Below are 17,927 nucleotides of genomic sequence, written 5' to 3'. Positions count from 1 at the left end.
TTGGAGGCTGTTACTATCGCCGCTCTTTTTTTCAGTTTCAGGATCAGATTGATGAAAGTCGCCATCCTCTCCGGTTCGGTCTACGGCACCGCCGAAGAAGTCGCCCGTCACGCCCAGAACCTGTTGAAAGCCGCGGGCTTTGAAACCTTCTACAACTCGCGCGCCAGCCTGGCGGACATTCAGTCGTTCGCTCCTGAAGCGTTGCTCGCGGTGACTTCCACCACCGGCATGGGCGAGTTGCCGGATAACCTGCAACCGCTGTATTCGGCGATTCGCGACCAATTGCCAGCGGCATTGCTCGGTTTGCCGGGCGCAGTGATTGCCTTGGGCGACGCCAGTTATGGCGACACTTTCTGCGGCGGTGGCGAGCAAATGCGGGAACTGTTCGGCGAGCTAGGCGTGCGTGAAGTGCAAGAGATGCTGCGCATCGACGCCAGCGAAAGCGTCACCCCGGAAACCGACGCCGAGCCTTGGCTGGCGCAGTTGATCGAAGCCCTCAAGGACTGATTCCGCGCTCGCGCAACAGCGCCAGCCATGCCTGCGCCGCTTTCGACAGATACGCGCCGCGACGCCAGATGAAGGCGATATCCCAACGCAGATAATCCGGTGCGCGCAAGGTCAGGCGCACCACGCCTGGCCGCACCAGACCGCGTGCAACCACGCTGGGCAACAACACCACGCCTTGCCCGGCGGCGACCAGCGCCGCAAGAAAATCGGCCTGACCGCTGCGTCCGCCTTCCTTCGGCGTGAAGCCCAATTGCTGGCATGCCTGCAGCAAGCGGTCGTTGAGCACGAAGCTGCGCTGATAGAGCAGAAAGGGCGTCTCGGCCAATTCCTCCAGACCGATCTCACCCCGCTCGGCCAGTGGATGATCCACCGGTAGCAGGGCGTCGAGTGGCTCATCGCAAAACGGCTGCCAGTCGAATTGCGGATCCTTTGGCAACAGACTGCCGCCCAACTCCAATTCACCGCTCAGCACAGCCTGCTCGATATTGCGGCTACCACCCTCGAGCAACTGGATGCTGATATTCGGATAGCGCCGCCGGTATTCCGCAAACAGTTCGGCGAATAGCGCGTCGCTGCCGAGTAATGGCAGGCCGAGGCGCAGCTCTCCACGTGCCATATGACTGAGGTCGTCCAGCTCCGCGAGCAGTTCGTTGCGCAAACGCAGCATGCCCTCGGCCCGTTGCAGCACGACGCTGCCAGCGGCGGTCAGGCGCAATTGCGAACCGAGCCGTTCAAGCAAGGGCGTGCCGAGACTCTGCTCCAGTTGTGCGATCTGTTTGCTCACCGCTGACTGGCTGATGTGCAGGGTTTTTGCGGCCTGGGTGAAACCGCCCTGATGCATGACTTCGACGAAACTGCGCAGCTGTTTGAATTCCATTGCCTGATTCCATTTTGGAATGGCTTTGAGTCTAACAATTCGCTTCGGCGATGGCAGGGCGCTTCGTAAAATAAGCGCCTGTCAGGAGCAAAATCATGAACGCCGTCACCCTCAAGCATCTCTCTCGTCTTCTCGCCGAACTTGCCGTATTGCTCGGTCTCTACCTGCTCGGCTGCCAACTGGCTGCCTGGCTGGCGTGGCCAATCCCCGGCGGCGTCATCGGTATGGCGCTGTTGCTGCTGGCATTTGCCTTTGGCTGGGTCAAACCGGCAGCGCTGCAATTGGGCGCGGGACTGCTGATGGCCGAGATGTTGTTGTTCTTCATCCCGGCGCTGATGAGTCTGCTCGACTACGGCGCGCTGCTGCGCAATGACGGCTGGCGGATCCTGCTGGTCATCGCTGCCAGCACCTTGATGGTGATGCTGGTGACGGCTTTCACCGTAGAACTGGCCGTGCGCATGAGGCGGTCCCATGAAGCTTGAATGGATGCCGATGTTCTGGCTGGCCTTCACCCTGTTGGCGTATCTGTTCAGCCGCTGGTTGTATCGGCGCACCGGGCGCTACGTCTTGTCACCACTGATTCTGGTGCCGGCGTTGCTGCTGGCGCTCGCCGTGCCCCTGCACACCGCCTATGCCGAATATTCCAGCAACACCCACTGGCTGATGCTGGTGCTCGGCCCGGTCACCGTGGCTTTCGCCGTGCCGATCTGGCAGCAACGCCGTTTGTTGATGCGGTACTGGTCGGCGCTGCTATTGGGCATGGTTGCCGGCAGTGCGGCGTCGATCGGCACCTCATTCGGATTGGCCAGGGCGCTGGCGCTCGACAGCTCGGTGACGATGTCACTGGTGCCGCGCTCGATCACCACACCGTTCGCCATGCCACTGGCGCAGAACCTCGGCGGCGTGCCGGAGTTGACGGCGGTATTCGTGATGTTCACCGGTGTGTTCGGCGCGATGCTCGGCGGGGTGCTGTTGAAGTGGCTGCCGTTGCGCAGTGCCTTGGCGCGCGGTGCATTGTTCGGGGTTGGCGCGCACGGTGCCGGGGTCAGCCGGGCCCATGAAGTGGGCGGGGAAGAAGGCTCAGTCGCCGGGCTGGTGATGGTCTTGACCGGGTTGCTCAATCTGTTTGCCGCGCCTTTGTTGGCGTCGTTGCTTTGACATGGATCCAGACTGTTTGCATCGCTGACTCGGTCAGTCATCAAGCTGGCTGCCAATGCAACTACGCGATGCTCTGCGCCTGACTAGACTGCTCGTACGTGCAGAACAATAAGAACGCAGAGGTGCATACAGTGAGCGTAGCCCCCGTCCAATCGTCCCTTAATGTCAAAGACCTGGTCAGTGCTGCGGAATGGCAGACCCGAGTCGATCTCGCCGCTTGTTATCGTCTGGTCGCGCTGCATGGCTGGGACGATCTGATCTTCACCCATATCTCGGCCAAGGTGCCGGGCACCGAAGATTTCCTGATCAACCCGTTCGGTCTGATGTTTCATGAGATCACCGCCTCGAGCCTGGTGAAAGTCGATCAGGCCGGCAACAAACTCATGGACAGCCCTTACGAAATCAACCCCGCCGGCTACACCATCCACAGCGCCGTGCACGAAGTGCGACACGATGTGGTTTGCGTGCTGCATACCCACACCGCTTCCGGTGTCGCGGTGTCGGCGCAAAAGCAGGGCGTGTTGCCGATCAGTCAGCAGTCGCTGTTCGTGCTCTCGAGCCTGGCTTATCACGCCTATGAAGGGGTGGCGCTGAACCACGAAGAGAAAGCGCGCCTGCAGGCCGACCTCGGCGAGAACAATTTCCTGATGCTGCACAACCACGGTCTGCTGACCTGTGGCGGCACCATCGCCGATACTTTTCTGATGATGTTCACCTTCCAGCGCGCCTGCGACATTCAGGTCATGGCGCAAACCGGCGGGGCTGAACTGATCGCCATCGAACCGCAAATTCTGGCGGGCGCCAAAGCGATGATCGCCGGCGTCACCAAAAGTGCTCAAGGCATGGGTGGTGCGCTGGCCTGGCCGGCGTTGCTGCGCAAACTCGATAAACAAGACCCCGGATATAAACTCTAATGCCTCTTGCCGAGATTCCTCTGTGTGTCTGGCGCAAACGCAGCCAGACGTTTGTCTTTCGTGGCCAGCCGGTCCGTTACTGGGCGGCGGGGCAGGGTGAGCCGCTGTTGCTGATCCATGGCTTCCCGACCGCCAGTTGGGATTGGCATTATCTGTGGCAACCGCTGGCCCAGCGTTATCGGGTGATTGCCTGCGATATGCTCGGTTTTGGCGATTCGGCCAAACCGATCAATCACACCTACAGTTTGCTTGAGCAGGCGGATTTGCAGCAGGCGTTGCTCGCGCATCTGCAGATCGACCAGCCGGTGCATGTGCTCGCGCACGATTACGGTGACAGCGTTGCCCAGGAACTACTCGCCCGGCACTACGAAGACAAGATCGAAGTGGCCAGTTGTGTGTTTCTCAACGGTGGATTGTTCCCGGAAACCCATCGCCCGGTACTGATGCAGAAACTGCTGCTCAGCCCGTTGGGCTGGATGATTGGTCGGGCGTTTACTCGTGATGCTCTGGTGAAAAGCTTCCGGCAGATCTTCGGCCCGCAAACGCGGCCGAGCGAAAGTGAACTGGACGACTTCTGGAGCCTGGTCGACAGCAATCGCGGGCCACGGATCATGCACAAATTGATCAGCTACATTCCCGAACGCCGAGTGCAGCGGGATCGCTGGGTAACGGCGATGCAGCGCGGCGAGATTCCGTTGCGGGTGATCGATGGTGACGTCGATCCGATTTCCGGGGCGCACATGGTCGAGCGTTACTGCGAATTGATCCCCGACGCAGACACGGTGCTGTTGCCGGGCATCGGTCACTATCCACAGACCGAGGCGCCAGTGCAGGTGCTCAAGCACTACCTAGCGTTTCGTGAGCGTTTTGTGCTGCCGCCGCGCAAAGTCGCCTGCTCCTGAAAATCAAAAGATCGCAGCCTTTGGCAGCTCCTACACAAATCTAATGTAGGAGCTGCCGCAGGCTGCGATCTTTTGATCTTCACTATCCCCCAGCCTTATCGCGCACCATTCAGCCTCAGCCGTATTCATTGTGACCAAAAGCCCCGTGCCTGACACTCGGGATCACTACTGGTCTGCTGGAGTTGCTGCGATGAATGAGTCTGTGCGTTTCGAAGAAAAAGTCGTCATCGTCACCGGAGCGGGTGGTGGCCTCGGACGGGCTCATGCGCTGTTGTTCGCCAAACAGGGCGCCAAAGTGCTGGTCAACGACCTCGGCGGCTCGACTCAGGGCGAAGGCGCCAACGCCTCCGCCGCCGACCGCGTAGTGGCAGAGATTCGCGAAGCGGGCGGTACCGCCGAAGCCAACCACGACTCGGTCACCGACGGCGACAAACTGGTGCAGAACGCCCTCGATGTCTTCGGCCGTGTCGACGTCGTGGTCAACAACGCCGGGATCCTGCGCGACAAGACTTTCCACAAAATGGACGATGCCGACTGGGATCTGGTTTACCGCGTCCACGTCGAAGGCGCCTACAAAGTCACCCGCGCCGCGTGGCCGCACCTGCGCGAGCAAAACTACGGCCGGGTGATCTTCACCGCCTCGACCTCAGGCATCTACGGCAACTTCGGCCAGTCCAACTACGGCATGGCCAAACTGGGTCTCTACGGGTTGACCCGCACGCTGGCCATCGAAGGTCGCAAGAACAACATCCTCGTCAACGCCATCGCGCCAACCGGCGGCACGCGCATGACCGAGGGGCTGATTCCTCCGCAAGTGTTCGAGCAATTGAAGCCGGAGCTGGTCAGTCCGCTGGTGGTGTATCTGGCCAGCGAGCAATGCCAGGAAACCTCCGGACTGTTCGAAGTCGGTGGCGGCTGGATGGGCAAGGTGCGCTGGGAGCGCAGCCTCGGCGCCGGCTTCGACCCACGCGTGGGTTTCTCGCCGGAAGACGTGGCGGCGCACTGGCAGCAGATTTGCGATTTCGAAGGGGCGGCGCATCCGAAGGACAATATCGAGGCGCTGAAGGAAATGATGGCGAATTTGCAGAAGTATTCGCTTTGATCCCTGCGCATCAATAGACAGGATTCATCTGGATCCTGTCATCCCTCTGAAAACCTCTTCTGCACAAAATTCATTGCCCATAAAAAAGGCCGCTGCAAACGCAGCGGCCAAGGTAAGACGTTGGATCAAGGAGCTACAAATCAACGTCAGTGAACACCGGGGCGATAAACCGAAGTCTTCGATTCATCTGAAATCTGTCAGCAGTGGCCTGAGTTCTCAAGGGCCAGTGCTTGGTGCTTTGCGGCGTGTCCCGTGAAAGCGCGTTCAGAATAAGGTCTTGATCGCGTAGGAAAAATACCGATTCCGGACATGCACTGTTGCGGGGCATGCAACAGTCCCGTGATCCGATGTGCACCATGCGCTGCACTGATGATCCTCCATCCAGCCGATCCATGAACGGCGCAAAGCCCCGTCGCGCAAGGCCATTCATCCTTTCGAGCGACAACACGAATACCTCCTTGGTGCGCTTATCGACGCGGTTGCCCGGCAGTAGGGTGGGGCCTTCTGTCACTCACCGGGGAAGACGCATGACAACAAAAACAATGCGCGCCATCTTCACACCGCAGGCGCTGGCAGCCGCGGTGGCTTTGGGTTGCTGCGCCCAGGCGCAAGCGGTTGCGTTCAACATTGGCGAGATTGAAGGCACCTTCGACTCGTCGTTGTCGATCGGTGCGAGTTGGGGCATGCGCGATGCCGACAAGTCGCTGGTCGGCACGGTCAATGGTGGTACCGGGCAATCTTCGACTGGTGATGACGGGCGATTGAATTTCAAGAAGGGCGAGACCTTCTCGAAAATCTTCAAAGGTATTCACGACCTCGAACTCAAGTACGGCGACACCGGTGTCTTTGTGCGTGGCAAATACTGGTACGACTTTGAACTCAAGGACGAAGACCGCGAGTTCAAGCCGATCAGCGATAGCGGGCGCAAGGAAGGTGCCAAGTCCTCCGGTGCGCAGATTCTCGATGCATTCGTCTATCACAACTACTCCATCGCCGATCTGCCGGGCACTGTGCGTGCGGGCAAACAGGTGGTGAGCTGGGGCGAAAGTACTTTCATCGGCAACTCGATCAACAGCATCAACCCGATCGACGTCTCGGCGTTTCGTCGCCCTGGTGCGGAGATCAAGGAAGGTCTGATTCCGGTCAACATGTTGTTCGGCTCGCAAGGTCTGACCGATCAACTGACCGTCGAAGGTTTCTATCAACTGGAATGGGATCAGACCGTTCTCGACAACTGCGGCACCTTCTTCGGCGTCGATGTGGCGGCGGACGGGTGCAACAACGGCTACACCGTCGGCAACCCGGCGATCGCACCGTTTGTCCCGTTGACTCAGGCCTTTGGACAAGGCATTCAGGTGACTCGCGAAGGCGTGGTGATCCCGCGTAGCGGCGACCGCGATGCGCGGGATTCCGGGCAATGGGGCACGGCGTTGCGCTGGCTCGGTGATGACACTGAGTACGGTCTCTACTTCATGAACTACCACAGTCGTACGCCGACGGTAGGCACTACCACGGCCGGGCTTTCGACATTGGCGGCGTTGCCGGGCATGGTCGGTATCGCCAATGGCCTGGCACCCGGCAGCGGTTCCGGTCTGGCGCAGAGCGTGATGCTCGGACGCGGCCAGTACTACCTTGAGTATCCGGAAGACATTCGCCTGTACGGCGCGAGTTTTTCCACCACATTGCCCACCGGTACCGCGTGGACCGGCGAGATCAGCTACCGGCCGAATGCCCCGGTGCAGGTCAACACCAACGACCTGACGCTGGCGCTGCTCAATCCGATTGCCGGTGGCACTGCCTCACCGCTGGCTACCACGGCGGGGTCTGACAACAAGGGCTATCGGCGCAAGGAAGTCACGCAAATCCAGAGCACCCTCACGCACTTCTTCGATCAGGTCTGGGGCGCTCAGCGTTTGACCCTGGTCGGTGAAGCGGCGGTGGTGCGGGTCGGCGGCCTGGAGTCGCGCGACAAGCTGCGTTATGGCCGTGACTCGGTGTACGGCCAGTACGGTTTCGGCGGCGACACCGACGGTTTTGTCACCTCGACCTCTTGGGGCTACCGCGCCCGGGCGATCCTCGATTACGCCAACGTGATCGGCGGGATCAACCTCAAACCCAACCTGTCGTGGTCGCACGACGTCGCTGGTTACGGGCCCAACGGTCTGTTCAACGAAGGCGCGAAAGCGATCAGCCTCGGCGTCGATGCCGACTACCGCAACACCTACACCGCGAGCCTCAGTTACACCGACTTTTTCGGTGGCGACTACAACGTCCTCGAAGACCGTGACTTCGTGGCCTTGAGCTTCGGCGTGAACTTCTGATCTGCCCGAGAAGGATGACTGCAATGCGCAAAAAAATTCTGCAATGTGGCGTGCTGGCCCTGAGTCTGCTGGCGGCCAATGTAATGGCGGCGGTGTCGCCGGACGAGGCCAACAAGCTCGGCACCAGCCTGACCCCGCTGGGGGCCGAGAAGGCTGGCAACGCTGACGGTTCGATTCCGGCATGGACCGGCGGCATCCCGAAAAATGCTGCAGCGGTGGACAGCAAAGGCTTTCTCGCTGACCCGTTCGCCAATGAAAAACCGTTGTTCACCATCACTGCGGCCAACGTCGACAAGTACAAGGACAAGCTCTCCGACGGTCAGGTGGCGATGTTCAAACGTTACCCGGAAACTTACAAGATCCCGGTTTACCCGACCCACCGTACGGTGGCCGTGCCGGCGGAAATCTACGAATCAGCCAAGCGTAGCGCGCTCAACGTGACCACCATCAACGATGGGAACGGCCTGGCCAATTTCACCGGCAATCGCTACTACGCGTTCCCGATTCCGAAGAACGGCGTCGAGGTATTGTGGAACCACATCACCCGTTACCACGGCGGCAACGTCAGGCGCATCATCACCCAGGTGACCCCGCAGACCAACGGCAGCTACACGCCGATCCGCTTCGAAGAAGAGATCGCCGTGCCGCAACTGATCAAGGATATCGACCCGGAAAAAGCCGCCAACGTGCTGACCTTCTTCAAGCAGTCGGTGACTGCGCCAGCGCGTCTGGCCGGTAACGTATTGCTGGTACACGAGACCCTCGATCAGGTGAAGGAACCGCGCCTGGCGTGGATCTACAACGCCGGTCAGCGCCGCGTGCGTCGTGCGCCGCAAGTAGCCTATGACGGTCCGGGCACCGCCGCCGATGGCCTGCGTACCTCGGATAACTTCGACATGTTCTCCGGCGCACCGGATCGATACGACTGGAAACTGGTCGGCAAAAAGGAAATGTACATTCCGTACAACAGCTACAAACTCGATTCGCCGAGTCTCAAGTACGACGACATCGTCAAGGCGGGGCACATCAATCAGGACCTGACGCGCTATGAGTTACACCGGGTCTGGGAAGTGATCGGCACCGTCAAACCGAATGAGCGGCATATCTACGCCAAGCGCCACATGTATATCGACGAGGACAGTTGGCAGGTGGCGCTGGCTGACCACTATGACGGTCGCGGACAGCTGTGGCGCGTCGCCGAAGGTCACTCTGAATATCACTACGAGCATCAGGCACAGGCTTACACACTCGAAGCGCTCTACGACATCATCGCCGGTCGCTACATTGCCCTGGGGATGAAGAACGAAGAGAAGCACAGTTATATATTCGACTTCGAAGCCAAGGCTGCCGACTACACCCCAGCGGCCTTGCGTGCAGAGGGTGTGCGGTAACGGTTCTGATACATCAGTGGACAAAAGGCGACCGCTCGGTCGCCTTTTTTATGGCTGCCAATCAGCGCGCTGAATACTCGTCAACAAGTCCATGGGAGAGGGCTAGGGTGAAGGCACAACGATAAAAAGGCTCACCCGATGACCGCCATGACTGCCTGTCTGGATCGCCCCGGATTTCTGCCCAGACTTTCTTCTCATCATCAGCCTCGCCCTCGCTTGAGCGAGCCACTGCTTGAGTCGGTGGCGCGGGTCAGGTTGATCTGCGCACCTGCCGGCAGTGGCAAGAGTGCGCTGCTTGCCGAGTGCCTGCTGCAGGCACCGCCACGCTGCGAAGTAGGTTGGTTGCCGCTGGCGGGCGCGGCATTGAGTACCAGTGACTTTTGTCTGCGCCTGGCGCAGGCGTTGGGACTGGTCGAAGCAACGGAGTCCGCTCTGGTCACTGCGCTGAGTCGCTGGTCGAGGCCGACCTGGCTGTTTATCGATGACTACTGCCGTTTGCCGGATCCGTCGCTGGACGCGCTGCTTGATCGGTTATTGACGGTCAGCAGTCCCGCGTGTGTCTGGTGGATCGGCGCGCGTAGACGTCCGCAATGCAACTGGCCCCGTCTGCTGCTCGATGATGAACTGTACGAGTGCGAAAGCCCGACGCTGGCGCTCACCCAAACAGAAATCGCCCATGCGCTGAAGCACTTGCCCGCCGAGCAGGCGAGGGACGTGGCTGCGCGAATCTACCAGCGAACCGCTGGCTGGTGTGCCGGCGTCCGCATGGCGCTATTGCGCAAATGCGATTGGTCGCAGACAACTGAACCACAGCAACGCGTCGATACGCTGCTCGATTACCTGCAACATGAACTCTTCAGTGGCCTCACGCCGGAACTCATCGAAGTCTGGCGCGTGCTTGCACAAATGCCGCGCTTCAATGCGCAACTATGCGAGCATTTGTTCGGCGCCGGGGAGGGGGCTGTACACCTGCGTACATTGCAAATGCTTGGCTGCTTTATTGAGCCTTGGAATGATTCCGGGGACTGGTTGCACATCTTCCCGCCACTGTCCCGCGTCGTGTGCGAGAAGCAATTACCGTCGCGCTGCACATGGCATCGACGTGCCTGTCAGTGGTTCAGTGCCGCACGGGATTGGCGCTCGGCATTTGAACAGGCGTTATTGGCAGAAGAATATGAAGCGGCAGTCAGCCTGCTGCAGCACTTTGGTTTCGAGCAGTTGTTTGAAGAGCAAACGGTCGTGTTATTGGTGCGATTGCACGAGCAACAAGGTGGGGAGTTGACCCTGAGCACTCCGCAACTGGTCGAGCTGATTACCGCTGCGTTGCTCTTTGCCGGTCGTTTTGAACAGGCAGCGAAATGCATCGGGCACCTGGGGGTATTCATTCCCCAGCCTTCGCCAGCGCTTGAGCGGCAGTTGATTTCGCGTTGGCAAACGTTGCAAGGCTGGTTACTGCATCTGGAAGGGCGAATGGTGGCCGCTCATGAACACTTTTCGCAAGCGCTGGAAGTACTCGATCCCGATAAGTGGATCGCTCGGGTGATGTGTCTGTCAGGGTTGACCCAACAGGCTCTGTTGCGCGGGGAACTGGATTTGGCCCACACGCTGAATCGCCAGGCGCTGTGTCTGGCGCGGGCGCAAGGTTCGCTGGTTGTCGAAGCTCTGCTTGAACTCGATCACGGGCAACTACTCGAGCAGCGCGGCGCGGCGCCTCGGGCTGAAAGTCTGCTGGCGAGCGTGCATGATTTGCTCGCCCGGCAGTCGAACCGCCTGAGTCCTTTGCTGGGGCGAATAGCCTTGCGCCGTGGGCGCATCGCACTGAGTCAGGGTCAGGATGCCTCGGCGGCTGTGTTTTTTCAGTCGGGGCTGGACGATTGCAAGCGCAATCAAGACAAGCGGGTGTTGTATGGCTATCTGGGATTGGCGCAGCTGGCCGCCAATGAGGCGGATTATCAAAAGGCATTCGTATGGCTGCGTGACGCGGAGCGTCTGATGCAACAAAGGTTGATTCCGGAAACAGTGTACCGGGGCGTGCTGTTGCAAGTCAGCAGCCTGTTCTGGTTACAGCAGGGACGTCCCGAACTGGTATGCGAGGCCATGACACGTCTGCTGCGACACTACCAAGGACCGAATGCTTTGCAAGCGCCACCCGCGACACTTGAGTTGATTCCACGCATTGAATACTTGTTGATCCTTGCGCAAGTTGGCTTGCGCAAAGCGCACAATCCGCTCGGCCGCCTCCAGCTTTTGCTGGAGGCGGCGCAACAACGCAAAATGTTGTGGCTGGAAACCGACCTTCATCTGGTGTTGGCCGAATCTGCCTACATTCAAGGCGATCTGACTTCGGCACGTCGTCACTTGCAGAAGGGGTTGGAAATGTCCAGTCACCATGGTTTGCACCAGGCATTAAATGAACTGAAACTGCGTCAACCTGATTTGTTGAGTACATTCAATAACAAGGTCGTCGAATCGTCTGGTAACAAGGCCATAAGTGACAGCGGTCTGCTCAGTCTACGAGAGTTGGAAGTTTTAGGTCTGATTGCCAAGGGATACTCAAATCAACAAATTGCGGATCAACTGTTTATTTCTCTGCATACGGTAAAGACGCACGCCAGACGCATACACGGGAAGTTAGGTGTTGCGCGACGAACTCAGGCCGTGGCGAGTGCCAAGTCAATGGGTATGGTGTTTTAGTGTTTTTTTATTTGTGTTCTTTAGGGAGTAAGTGGCTGCGCTTCTTGTGATGAGTTTCTTGAGTGTAAGTGTCAATGTCTGGTGGTTGGCGCGTTTAAGTTTCTGGAGATGTCGGTATGGGTAAATAAGTAATTCGTATTGTTTGTGCGGAATGTTCAATTTTACTCGAGTACAAGATTGGAAAAGTATTCCGAGTGTCTTTTCGAGAACTTCCTGGTTTAGTTTGAATTGGCGAAGCAAATGTCATTTGGATATTTGTAAGTTCAGACTGAAAAGGTTTTTTGCAATGGAAGTTCGTAATCTTGAGGATACCGGGTTCACGGGATTGGGTGAGGCACTGGCCGCACTGTCGGATCACTTGAAGGGCATGCCTGTATTTGATTTTATCTTGCGTGTTTGTCTAAAGCGTGCACTTGACGAATTCGCGCCAGGCGTTGATGACCGTCTTGTCAATATTAATGTTCGTAGCAATGTCAAACTGAAGCAAATGGAACCGGTAGGCGGCTTGTTTCAAGTTTTGAATGACTGCCTTCAGCGCGGCAGGGCGCCAACATACGATGCACAGTATTACGCGATTTATGATCGCCCGCTTTCTACCGATTATCGAGATATCTATTCTGCGGTCTCTCTGGCGGCTGTGGAGAAGTTGCTGCTGCATCTGTTTCGAAAATTGCCGGACTACTATGTTGCGGCGCTGCAAGAGTACTGGGCGGGAAAAGACGAAAGTTATGGACGGTTTTCCCTTTCGCGAAAAATGACCCTGAGCGAGCTTCAAGCCAGTCTCTTTCTGCATGAGCTTGAGGTGCTTTCTAATGAGGGCGGTATTAGCCGGGCCGAACTTCAGCGTATCCGTTTTATGATTCAGCCGGGTTCGCGTGGGGAGTGGTATGGCGTATTTATCGGCAGTCGAGGAGACGCTTATAGCGAGCAACGTTCAATGTTCGCCATCCCACTCGAAGCGCCAGTCATGAATGAGCTCGTTCCGCGGGCCGATACAGCGATAGTGCTCTATTCCCCGACCCATGGAGTCGAAAAGTTCTCCTCCTCTGCTGAGTTGCATCAGACGCTGGAGCAACGCTTGATGTCAGGTGACAGTCGTGAGGTTTTCTTGCAGTCACTTGCGATCAATGAGCGAGAAAATTTCCCGACGCTACCTGAGTTCCGTTACTTGAAAGTTGAGGCCGATCTGTTTGCACGCGTCAGCGATAACGGGATTGAGAAGTCCTGTGGTGATGTTGTGAAACAGCTGGCCCGGTTCGCTGATCCGGATTCGGATTCGGATTTTGCTTCGGTAGTCGCGTCGGTGACCTCTGCTCAGGCTCTACCGGATATTCCTGGCCAGGCGAAGGCTCGCCAGGTAGCACTTCTGCGAAGAGCGCAAAAAAACAGGTGGCCGGCCTGGTTGAAAAATGCCGGTTCGACGAATCAGGAGATTTATGAGGCATTGCAACAGCGCCTGCTGGAAAGTGAGGTTCAATACCATGAACTGACCAAGGGGTTCGCATCGCTCAAGGACTTTGCAAAAAATGAAGTGGAAGAATTCATTTCGCCGGGTAAGGACGTTCGGATTGACCCCGATAGCGTCTTCGTCAATGTTCGACATTTATTGAAAGTAACAAACGGCCAACAGATTGAGACACGGGAGCGCAAAACGCTCACCCAGGCGTTCATGTACGGCGTACATGATCAAGAAGGTCAGTATGAGATTGCTGTGGAAAATCAGCCTTACAATCCCAAACTAACGCCTTCGAATCTGATCAATTCGATCATTTCGCTGAATGTACGGAACCGTTATAACGACGTGCGGCAAGCGGTCTATTCCAGGCGTGAAGTTTTAGAAGCGCTTCGAGATCTGGAAGGCAAGAGGACGGCGCTGTCGATATTTAGCGCGGTGCTGCAGAAACATTTGACTTCGCCTGCCAATGACATGGTCAATCGCTATAATCTTGGTGATTTGTCTTTTATGTCCGGAGAGATCAAACTCGGTCAGCAGTATCAAGCATTCAAGGATTTAAGGTATTTTACAAGAAAGCTTGATCGAGAAGGTTTCATCGTGTTGTATGCGCCGGGTTTTCCATCCGGACAAGAGTGGTTTGAGTTTCTCACTCCCAAACAGTTAAGGAATAAGTTATTAGAATGGGTTCAGGATGATGAAAGTTGGGAGTATTTGAAGTCTCAGGCCGTTATGTCTGATGTAACCAGAATGGTGGCTGAAGTCACAGGAGATAGTTGGGCTCCACGGTGGATTGGCCAGTTGAGCTTTGAGTTCCCTTTTGCTACTGAAGACTATCCGCTGGAAAATGCGGTAAAAAATATCCTCAGCTGGGAAACCAAGCAGATAGAAGCCTACACTCCTCAATGGTTCAGAAAAGCCTCGCTGGAGGAACAAGGGTTATCTGTTCGATTGCATACAGAGTTCAAAGCTATTCAGAACGTTGCAAAAGACGATCTGAAAATCGTGCCTTTCAAGGAGTTTTCTCGTGATCTGGTGATGAAGACATTCACCCGATATTGGGAGCTTAAGGGACTTAAAGTTCCTGTCTTCGATCCGAATGATGTAATGGTCAAAATTCATAATGTTCCAGAAATGACGCTCACTAATCTGTTCATTCAGTGGCAGATTTGGCGTAGTGATGTCACGGTTTTTGAAAAAATCGTGAGTGCCGTCGTTCCAGGCGTTTCCATAGCAATAAATGAGTTGAGAGATTATCTTCGAACTGCCAGATTCAGCGGTGCCGGTGTAGTACGGGCATTAAATGTACAGGTCATCAATGATCTTATCGATTTGAAACCCGGTGAACATTACGAGGTGTATCTTGAAAAACAATTCATCTCGAACCCACGTCGGGTTCTGAAGGAAGTTTTTTACCGAGAGTTGAAGCAGAACGAAATGCTCACCGCAGCCCTGGCCCAGAAAATCCGGCGCACGATATCCAGTGAGGATTTCAATTGGCTGAAAACGCTTATTGAAGGTCTTGATAGCAACATCCGCTGGGGCGGGTATACAAGCGTACCAAACGTGGGCGTTTATCATTTCACCTTGGAAGGCAAAAGAATTCACGGTGCTTATGTTCTTAGTCGCCAATTTAACGGGCGTCTGCAGTCTGTTGTCTACGTACCGGGGACCCATGACGGGAATGATTTCTTCCCGGTCGAACAATTGTCGGCGCGGCTTAAAAGTTCCGCCTTTAAAAGCCATGTTTTACGAATGGTCAGTCTTGAGGATCAAAAGGCGGTCAAGAAACTCACATCCAAGTACGATTTCGGGGGGGCGCCCGAAGCACTACCCAGGCTGTACAACGCCTACAAGGTGGGCAACGAGTTCAAAGACGAATACGAGGCCATGATCAAGCGTTTCAGGGCTGACGTGGATTATCAAACCACCAGCACTTGGGAGGCGGTCTGGGTCGATGCCAAGATTCTGATCGGTATCGCTTTGGATGTTGTCTCGTTGTTTGTGCCTCCGGTAGGGGCGGTAGTGAGTGTGCTGCGAATCGCCTACACGATCGTTGAGGGCATTTCTGCCTCGCTGGACGGCGATAAGGCATTAGCCAATGCTTACTTTGCCAGTGCCTGGAGGGCGGCCATCATGTTTTATATCGGCAATATCGCCGGAGTCGGCAACTCTGTCAGCGCGATCGGACTGTTGTCTCGGGTCAATGATTACGCAGACCTGCTCTCGGCGGTAACCGGTGTCCCTGTTGGTATCAGTTATGTCAGTGCAGTTGCCGTCCCGCCTCACAGGGTGGAAAGCACCACGCGACTGATCGGTTGATCCATTAATCGAGGCGCCGGCTACCCGTTCAGGACGCAGGCGTTTCGAATCCCATGCGCCAACTCACGGCCCGTGTCGCCGCCAGCAAGCGCTGCGCCGCCGGGCCGTTTTCGTCGGCGTGGAACAGTGAGGTCGGGCCAACGATGGTCAACACGGCGGCGACCTGGCCAACGGCGTTGAACACCGGGGCGGACAACGCATCCACACCCGGCATCAGCAAACCATGCACATGGTGCAGACCGCGTTCGCGGATCTGTTCGCACAGCGTTGCATACGTCTTCTCGTCCTTCAGCGGATGATCGGCAGCGGCGATCTCCTGCTCGCGCAACTCACCGGTTTCCCGATGCGGCAGATAGGCACTGAACACCAGACCCGTCGATGAACTGAGCAGCGGCAACACTGAACCCAATTGCGTCACCACCGTCACCGCACGCACCGCCGGTTCGATGTGCACCACAGTCGCGCCCTGATTGCCCCACACCGCCAAAAAGCAGGTTTCGTTGAGTTCGTCGCGCAGTTCGGCCAACGGCAGGGCGGCGACTTTCAGCACGTCCATACTGTTGAGGGCGGCCAAGCCCACGCGCAACGCTTCACGGCCGAGACCGTAATGGTTGGTGGCGGCGTTCTGCTCGGCAAAACCCGAGGCAATCAACGCCTGTAGATAGCGATGCACTTTGCTCGCCGGCATCTGCACATGTTCGGCCAGCCGCGACAACGAAGTCGACGGCGACAACTCGGCCAGAGCCTTGAGGATGTCGGTGCCGACTTCGGCGGAGCGGACTTTCTGTTTGCCGTTGCTGTCGCTGGTTTTTTCCATGGTGCGGCCGGGTTCCGAAACGAATGGGCGTCTTTATAGCTTGACGCTGGATAGCGAGCAAATTACGTTATGCGTAATCGAATTACGATAATAACAACCCCGGCGTGCCGAAACCTCTGAGCCAGAGCGATGGGCCACTGCCGACTCCCTGTTCAGGAGGCTCCATGAACCTCGATTCAACCGCGCAGGCCTTGGCTTATCAGTCCGGTTTCGGCAACGAATTCAGCACTGAAGCGTTGCCCGGCGCGCTGCCGGTCGGCCAGAACTCGCCGCAAAAAGCTCCGTACGGCCTCTATACCGAATTGTTTTCCGGTACCGCGTTCACCATGACCCGCAGTGAAGCGCGGCGCACCTGGATGTACCGGATTCAGCCGTCGGCCAACCACCCGGCCTTCGTCAAACTGGAGCGGCAACTGGCGGGCGGTCCGTTGGGTGAAGTGACCCCCAATCGCCTGCGCTGGAATCCGCTGGAGATCCCGGCCGAGCCGACCGATTTCATCGACGGCCTGGTGAGCATGGTCGCCAACGCTGGCGCCGAAAAGCCGTCCGGTATCAGCATTTACAACTATGCCGCCAACCGTTCGATGGAGCGCGTATTCTTCAACGCCGACGGTGAACTGCTGCTGGTGCCGCAACTCGGGCGTCTGCGCATTGCTACCGAATTGGGTGTGCTGGAAGTGGCGCCGCTGGAAATCGTCGTGCTGCCACGTGGCCTGAAATTCCGCGTTGAATTGCTCGACCCGCAAGCCCGCGGTTACGTCGCCGAGAACCACGGCGCACCGCTGCGCCTGCCGGATCTGGGGCCGATCGGCAGCAACGGTCTGGCCAATCCGCGCGACTTCCTGACGCCGGTCGCCGCTTACGAAAACCTGCAGCAACCGACCACGCTGGTGCAGAAGTTCCTCGGCCAATTGTGGGCCACCGAACTCAATCACTCGCCGTTGAACGTAGTCGCCTGGCACGGCAACAACGTGCCGTACAAATATGATCTGCGCCGTTTCAACACCATCGGTACGGTGAGTTTCGATCACCCGGACCCGTCGATTTTCACCGTATTGACCTCGCCGACCAGCGTGCACGGTCTGGCCAACCTCGATTTCGTGATCTTCCCGCCGCGCTGGATGGTCGCCGAAAACACCTTCAGGCCACCATGGTTCCACCGCAACCTGATGAACGAATTCATGGGCCTGATCCAGGGCGAATATGACGCCAAGGCTGAAGGTTTTGTGCCCGGCGGTGCCTCGCTGCACAGCTGCATGAGCGCCCACGGCCCGGATGGCGAGACCTGCACCAAAGCGATCAACGCCGAACTCAAACCGGCGAAAATCGATAACACCATGGCCTTCATGTTCGAGACCAGTCAGGTGCTGCGCCCAAGCCGTTTCGCCCTCGACTGCCCGCAACTGCAATCCACTTACGACGCTTGCTGGGCCACTCTGCCCGCGACGTTCGACCCGACCCGGAGATAA

13 protein-coding genes are annotated in these 17,927 nt (G+C 57.3%); 11 read left to right on the top strand and 2 right to left on the bottom strand.

Annotated elements, in window-relative coordinates; translation table 11 throughout:
• Positions 1 to 51: 51 nt before the first annotated feature.
• The gene (locus CKW17_RS07970; protein ID WP_095119440.1) at positions 52 to 507 is read left to right on the top strand and encodes a flavodoxin; all 456 of its coding nucleotides are present in this window, start codon (positions 52 to 54) and stop codon (positions 505 to 507) included.
• Here the strand turns inward: CKW17_RS07970 and CKW17_RS07965 are convergent.
• Positions 497 to 1,384 (bottom strand): LysR family transcriptional regulator, encoded by an 888-nt coding sequence (locus CKW17_RS07965; RefSeq protein WP_095119439.1) that lies wholly within the window; start codon positions 1,382 to 1,384, stop codon positions 497 to 499. The genes CKW17_RS07970 and CKW17_RS07965 overlap by 11 nt on opposite strands.
• 95 nt (positions 1,385 to 1,479) lie before the next feature.
• Here CKW17_RS07965 and CKW17_RS07960 point away from each other — a divergent pair, with 95 nt between their 5' ends.
• From CKW17_RS07960 to CKW17_RS07920, 9 genes are all read left to right on the top strand, one after another.
• Complete coding sequence (locus CKW17_RS07960; RefSeq protein WP_095119438.1) at positions 1,480 to 1,866, top strand: CidA/LrgA family protein; 387 nt, start codon at positions 1,480 to 1,482, stop codon at positions 1,864 to 1,866.
• Positions 1,856 to 2,542, top strand: coding sequence for an LrgB family protein (locus CKW17_RS07955; protein WP_095119437.1), 687 nt, complete (start codon positions 1,856 to 1,858; stop codon positions 2,540 to 2,542). The genes CKW17_RS07960 and CKW17_RS07955 overlap by 11 nt, the downstream gene beginning before the upstream one ends.
• 131 nt (positions 2,543 to 2,673) lie before the next feature.
• Entirely contained in the window at positions 2,674 to 3,456 is a 783-nt protein-coding gene (locus CKW17_RS07950; protein WP_095119436.1) for a class II aldolase/adducin family protein, read from the top strand.
• On the top strand, positions 3,456 to 4,358 hold the full coding sequence (locus CKW17_RS07945) for an alpha/beta fold hydrolase (RefSeq protein ID WP_095119435.1): 903 nt from the start codon (positions 3,456 to 3,458) through the stop codon (positions 4,356 to 4,358). The genes CKW17_RS07950 and CKW17_RS07945 overlap by 1 nt, the downstream gene beginning before the upstream one ends.
• 190 nt (positions 4,359 to 4,548) lie before the next feature.
• Positions 4,549 to 5,460 carry an SDR family oxidoreductase gene (locus CKW17_RS07940; RefSeq protein WP_095119434.1) on the top strand — a complete coding sequence of 304 codons (912 nt, stop codon included), beginning with the start codon at positions 4,549 to 4,551 and terminating at the stop codon, positions 5,458 to 5,460.
• A 527-nt stretch (positions 5,461 to 5,987) separates the two neighbouring features.
• Positions 5,988 to 7,781: a DUF1302 domain-containing protein gene (locus CKW17_RS07935; protein WP_095119433.1), complete on the top strand. Its 1,794-nt coding sequence runs from the start codon at positions 5,988 to 5,990 to the stop codon at positions 7,779 to 7,781.
• A 23-nt stretch (positions 7,782 to 7,804) separates the two neighbouring features.
• Positions 7,805 to 9,172, top strand: a complete 1,368-nt coding sequence (locus tag CKW17_RS07930; RefSeq protein ID WP_095119432.1) for a DUF1329 domain-containing protein — start codon at positions 7,805 to 7,807, stop codon at positions 9,170 to 9,172.
• A gap of 138 nt (positions 9,173 to 9,310) precedes the next feature.
• The gene (locus CKW17_RS07925) at positions 9,311 to 11,866 is read left to right on the top strand and encodes a LuxR C-terminal-related transcriptional regulator (RefSeq protein ID WP_095119431.1); all 2,556 of its coding nucleotides are present in this window, start codon (positions 9,311 to 9,313) and stop codon (positions 11,864 to 11,866) included.
• Positions 11,867 to 12,152: 286 nt separating this feature from the next.
• Positions 12,153 to 15,641 carry a dermonecrotic toxin domain-containing protein gene (locus tag CKW17_RS07920; RefSeq protein WP_095119430.1) on the top strand — a complete coding sequence of 1,163 codons (3,489 nt, stop codon included), beginning with the start codon at positions 12,153 to 12,155 and terminating at the stop codon, positions 15,639 to 15,641.
• Positions 15,642 to 15,669: 28 nt separating this feature from the next.
• Here CKW17_RS07920 and CKW17_RS07915 read toward each other — a convergent pair whose 3' ends face one another.
• Entirely contained in the window at positions 15,670 to 16,458 is a 789-nt protein-coding gene (locus CKW17_RS07915) for an IclR family transcriptional regulator (RefSeq protein ID WP_095119429.1), read from the bottom strand.
• Between the two features lie 164 nt (positions 16,459 to 16,622).
• Between CKW17_RS07915 and hmgA the strand changes: the two genes are divergently transcribed.
• Entirely contained in the window at positions 16,623 to 17,927 is a 1,305-nt protein-coding gene (hmgA, locus tag CKW17_RS07910) for a homogentisate 1,2-dioxygenase (RefSeq protein ID WP_095119428.1), read from the top strand.

The organism is Pseudomonas sp. Irchel s3f10 (genome assembly GCF_900187515.1).
Classification (GTDB): Bacteria; Pseudomonadota; Gammaproteobacteria; order Pseudomonadales; family Pseudomonadaceae; genus Aquipseudomonas; species Aquipseudomonas tensinigenes.
This window is presented reverse-complemented; position numbering and strand designations above follow the sequence as displayed.

Bases quoted from the DNA above. Each gene is read 5' to 3' on its own strand.
- CKW17_RS07930 (WP_095119432.1), top strand. From the start codon at position 7,805: ATGCGCAAAAAAATTCTGCAATGTGGCGTGCTGGCCCTGAGTCTGCTG.
- CKW17_RS07970 (WP_095119440.1), top strand. From the start codon at position 52: ATGAAAGTCGCCATCCTCTCCGGTTCGGTCTACGGCACCGCCGAAGAA.
- CKW17_RS07925 (WP_095119431.1), top strand. From the start codon at position 9,311: ATGACCGCCATGACTGCCTGTCTGGATCGCCCCGGATTTCTGCCCAGA.
- CKW17_RS07955 (WP_095119437.1), top strand. From the start codon at position 1,856: ATGAAGCTTGAATGGATGCCGATGTTCTGGCTGGCCTTCACCCTGTTG.
- CKW17_RS07960 (WP_095119438.1), top strand. From the start codon at position 1,480: ATGAACGCCGTCACCCTCAAGCATCTCTCTCGTCTTCTCGCCGAACTT.
- CKW17_RS07915 (WP_095119429.1), bottom strand. From the start codon at position 16,458: ATGGAAAAAACCAGCGACAGCAACGGCAAACAGAAAGTCCGCTCCGCC.
- CKW17_RS07935 (WP_095119433.1), top strand. From the start codon at position 5,988: ATGACAACAAAAACAATGCGCGCCATCTTCACACCGCAGGCGCTGGCA.
- hmgA (WP_095119428.1), top strand. From the start codon at position 16,623: ATGAACCTCGATTCAACCGCGCAGGCCTTGGCTTATCAGTCCGGTTTC.
- CKW17_RS07920 (WP_095119430.1), top strand. From the start codon at position 12,153: ATGGAAGTTCGTAATCTTGAGGATACCGGGTTCACGGGATTGGGTGAG.
- CKW17_RS07940 (WP_095119434.1), top strand. From the start codon at position 4,549: ATGAATGAGTCTGTGCGTTTCGAAGAAAAAGTCGTCATCGTCACCGGA.
- CKW17_RS07945 (WP_095119435.1), top strand. From the start codon at position 3,456: ATGCCTCTTGCCGAGATTCCTCTGTGTGTCTGGCGCAAACGCAGCCAG.
- CKW17_RS07965 (WP_095119439.1), bottom strand. From the start codon at position 1,384: ATGGAATTCAAACAGCTGCGCAGTTTCGTCGAAGTCATGCATCAGGGC.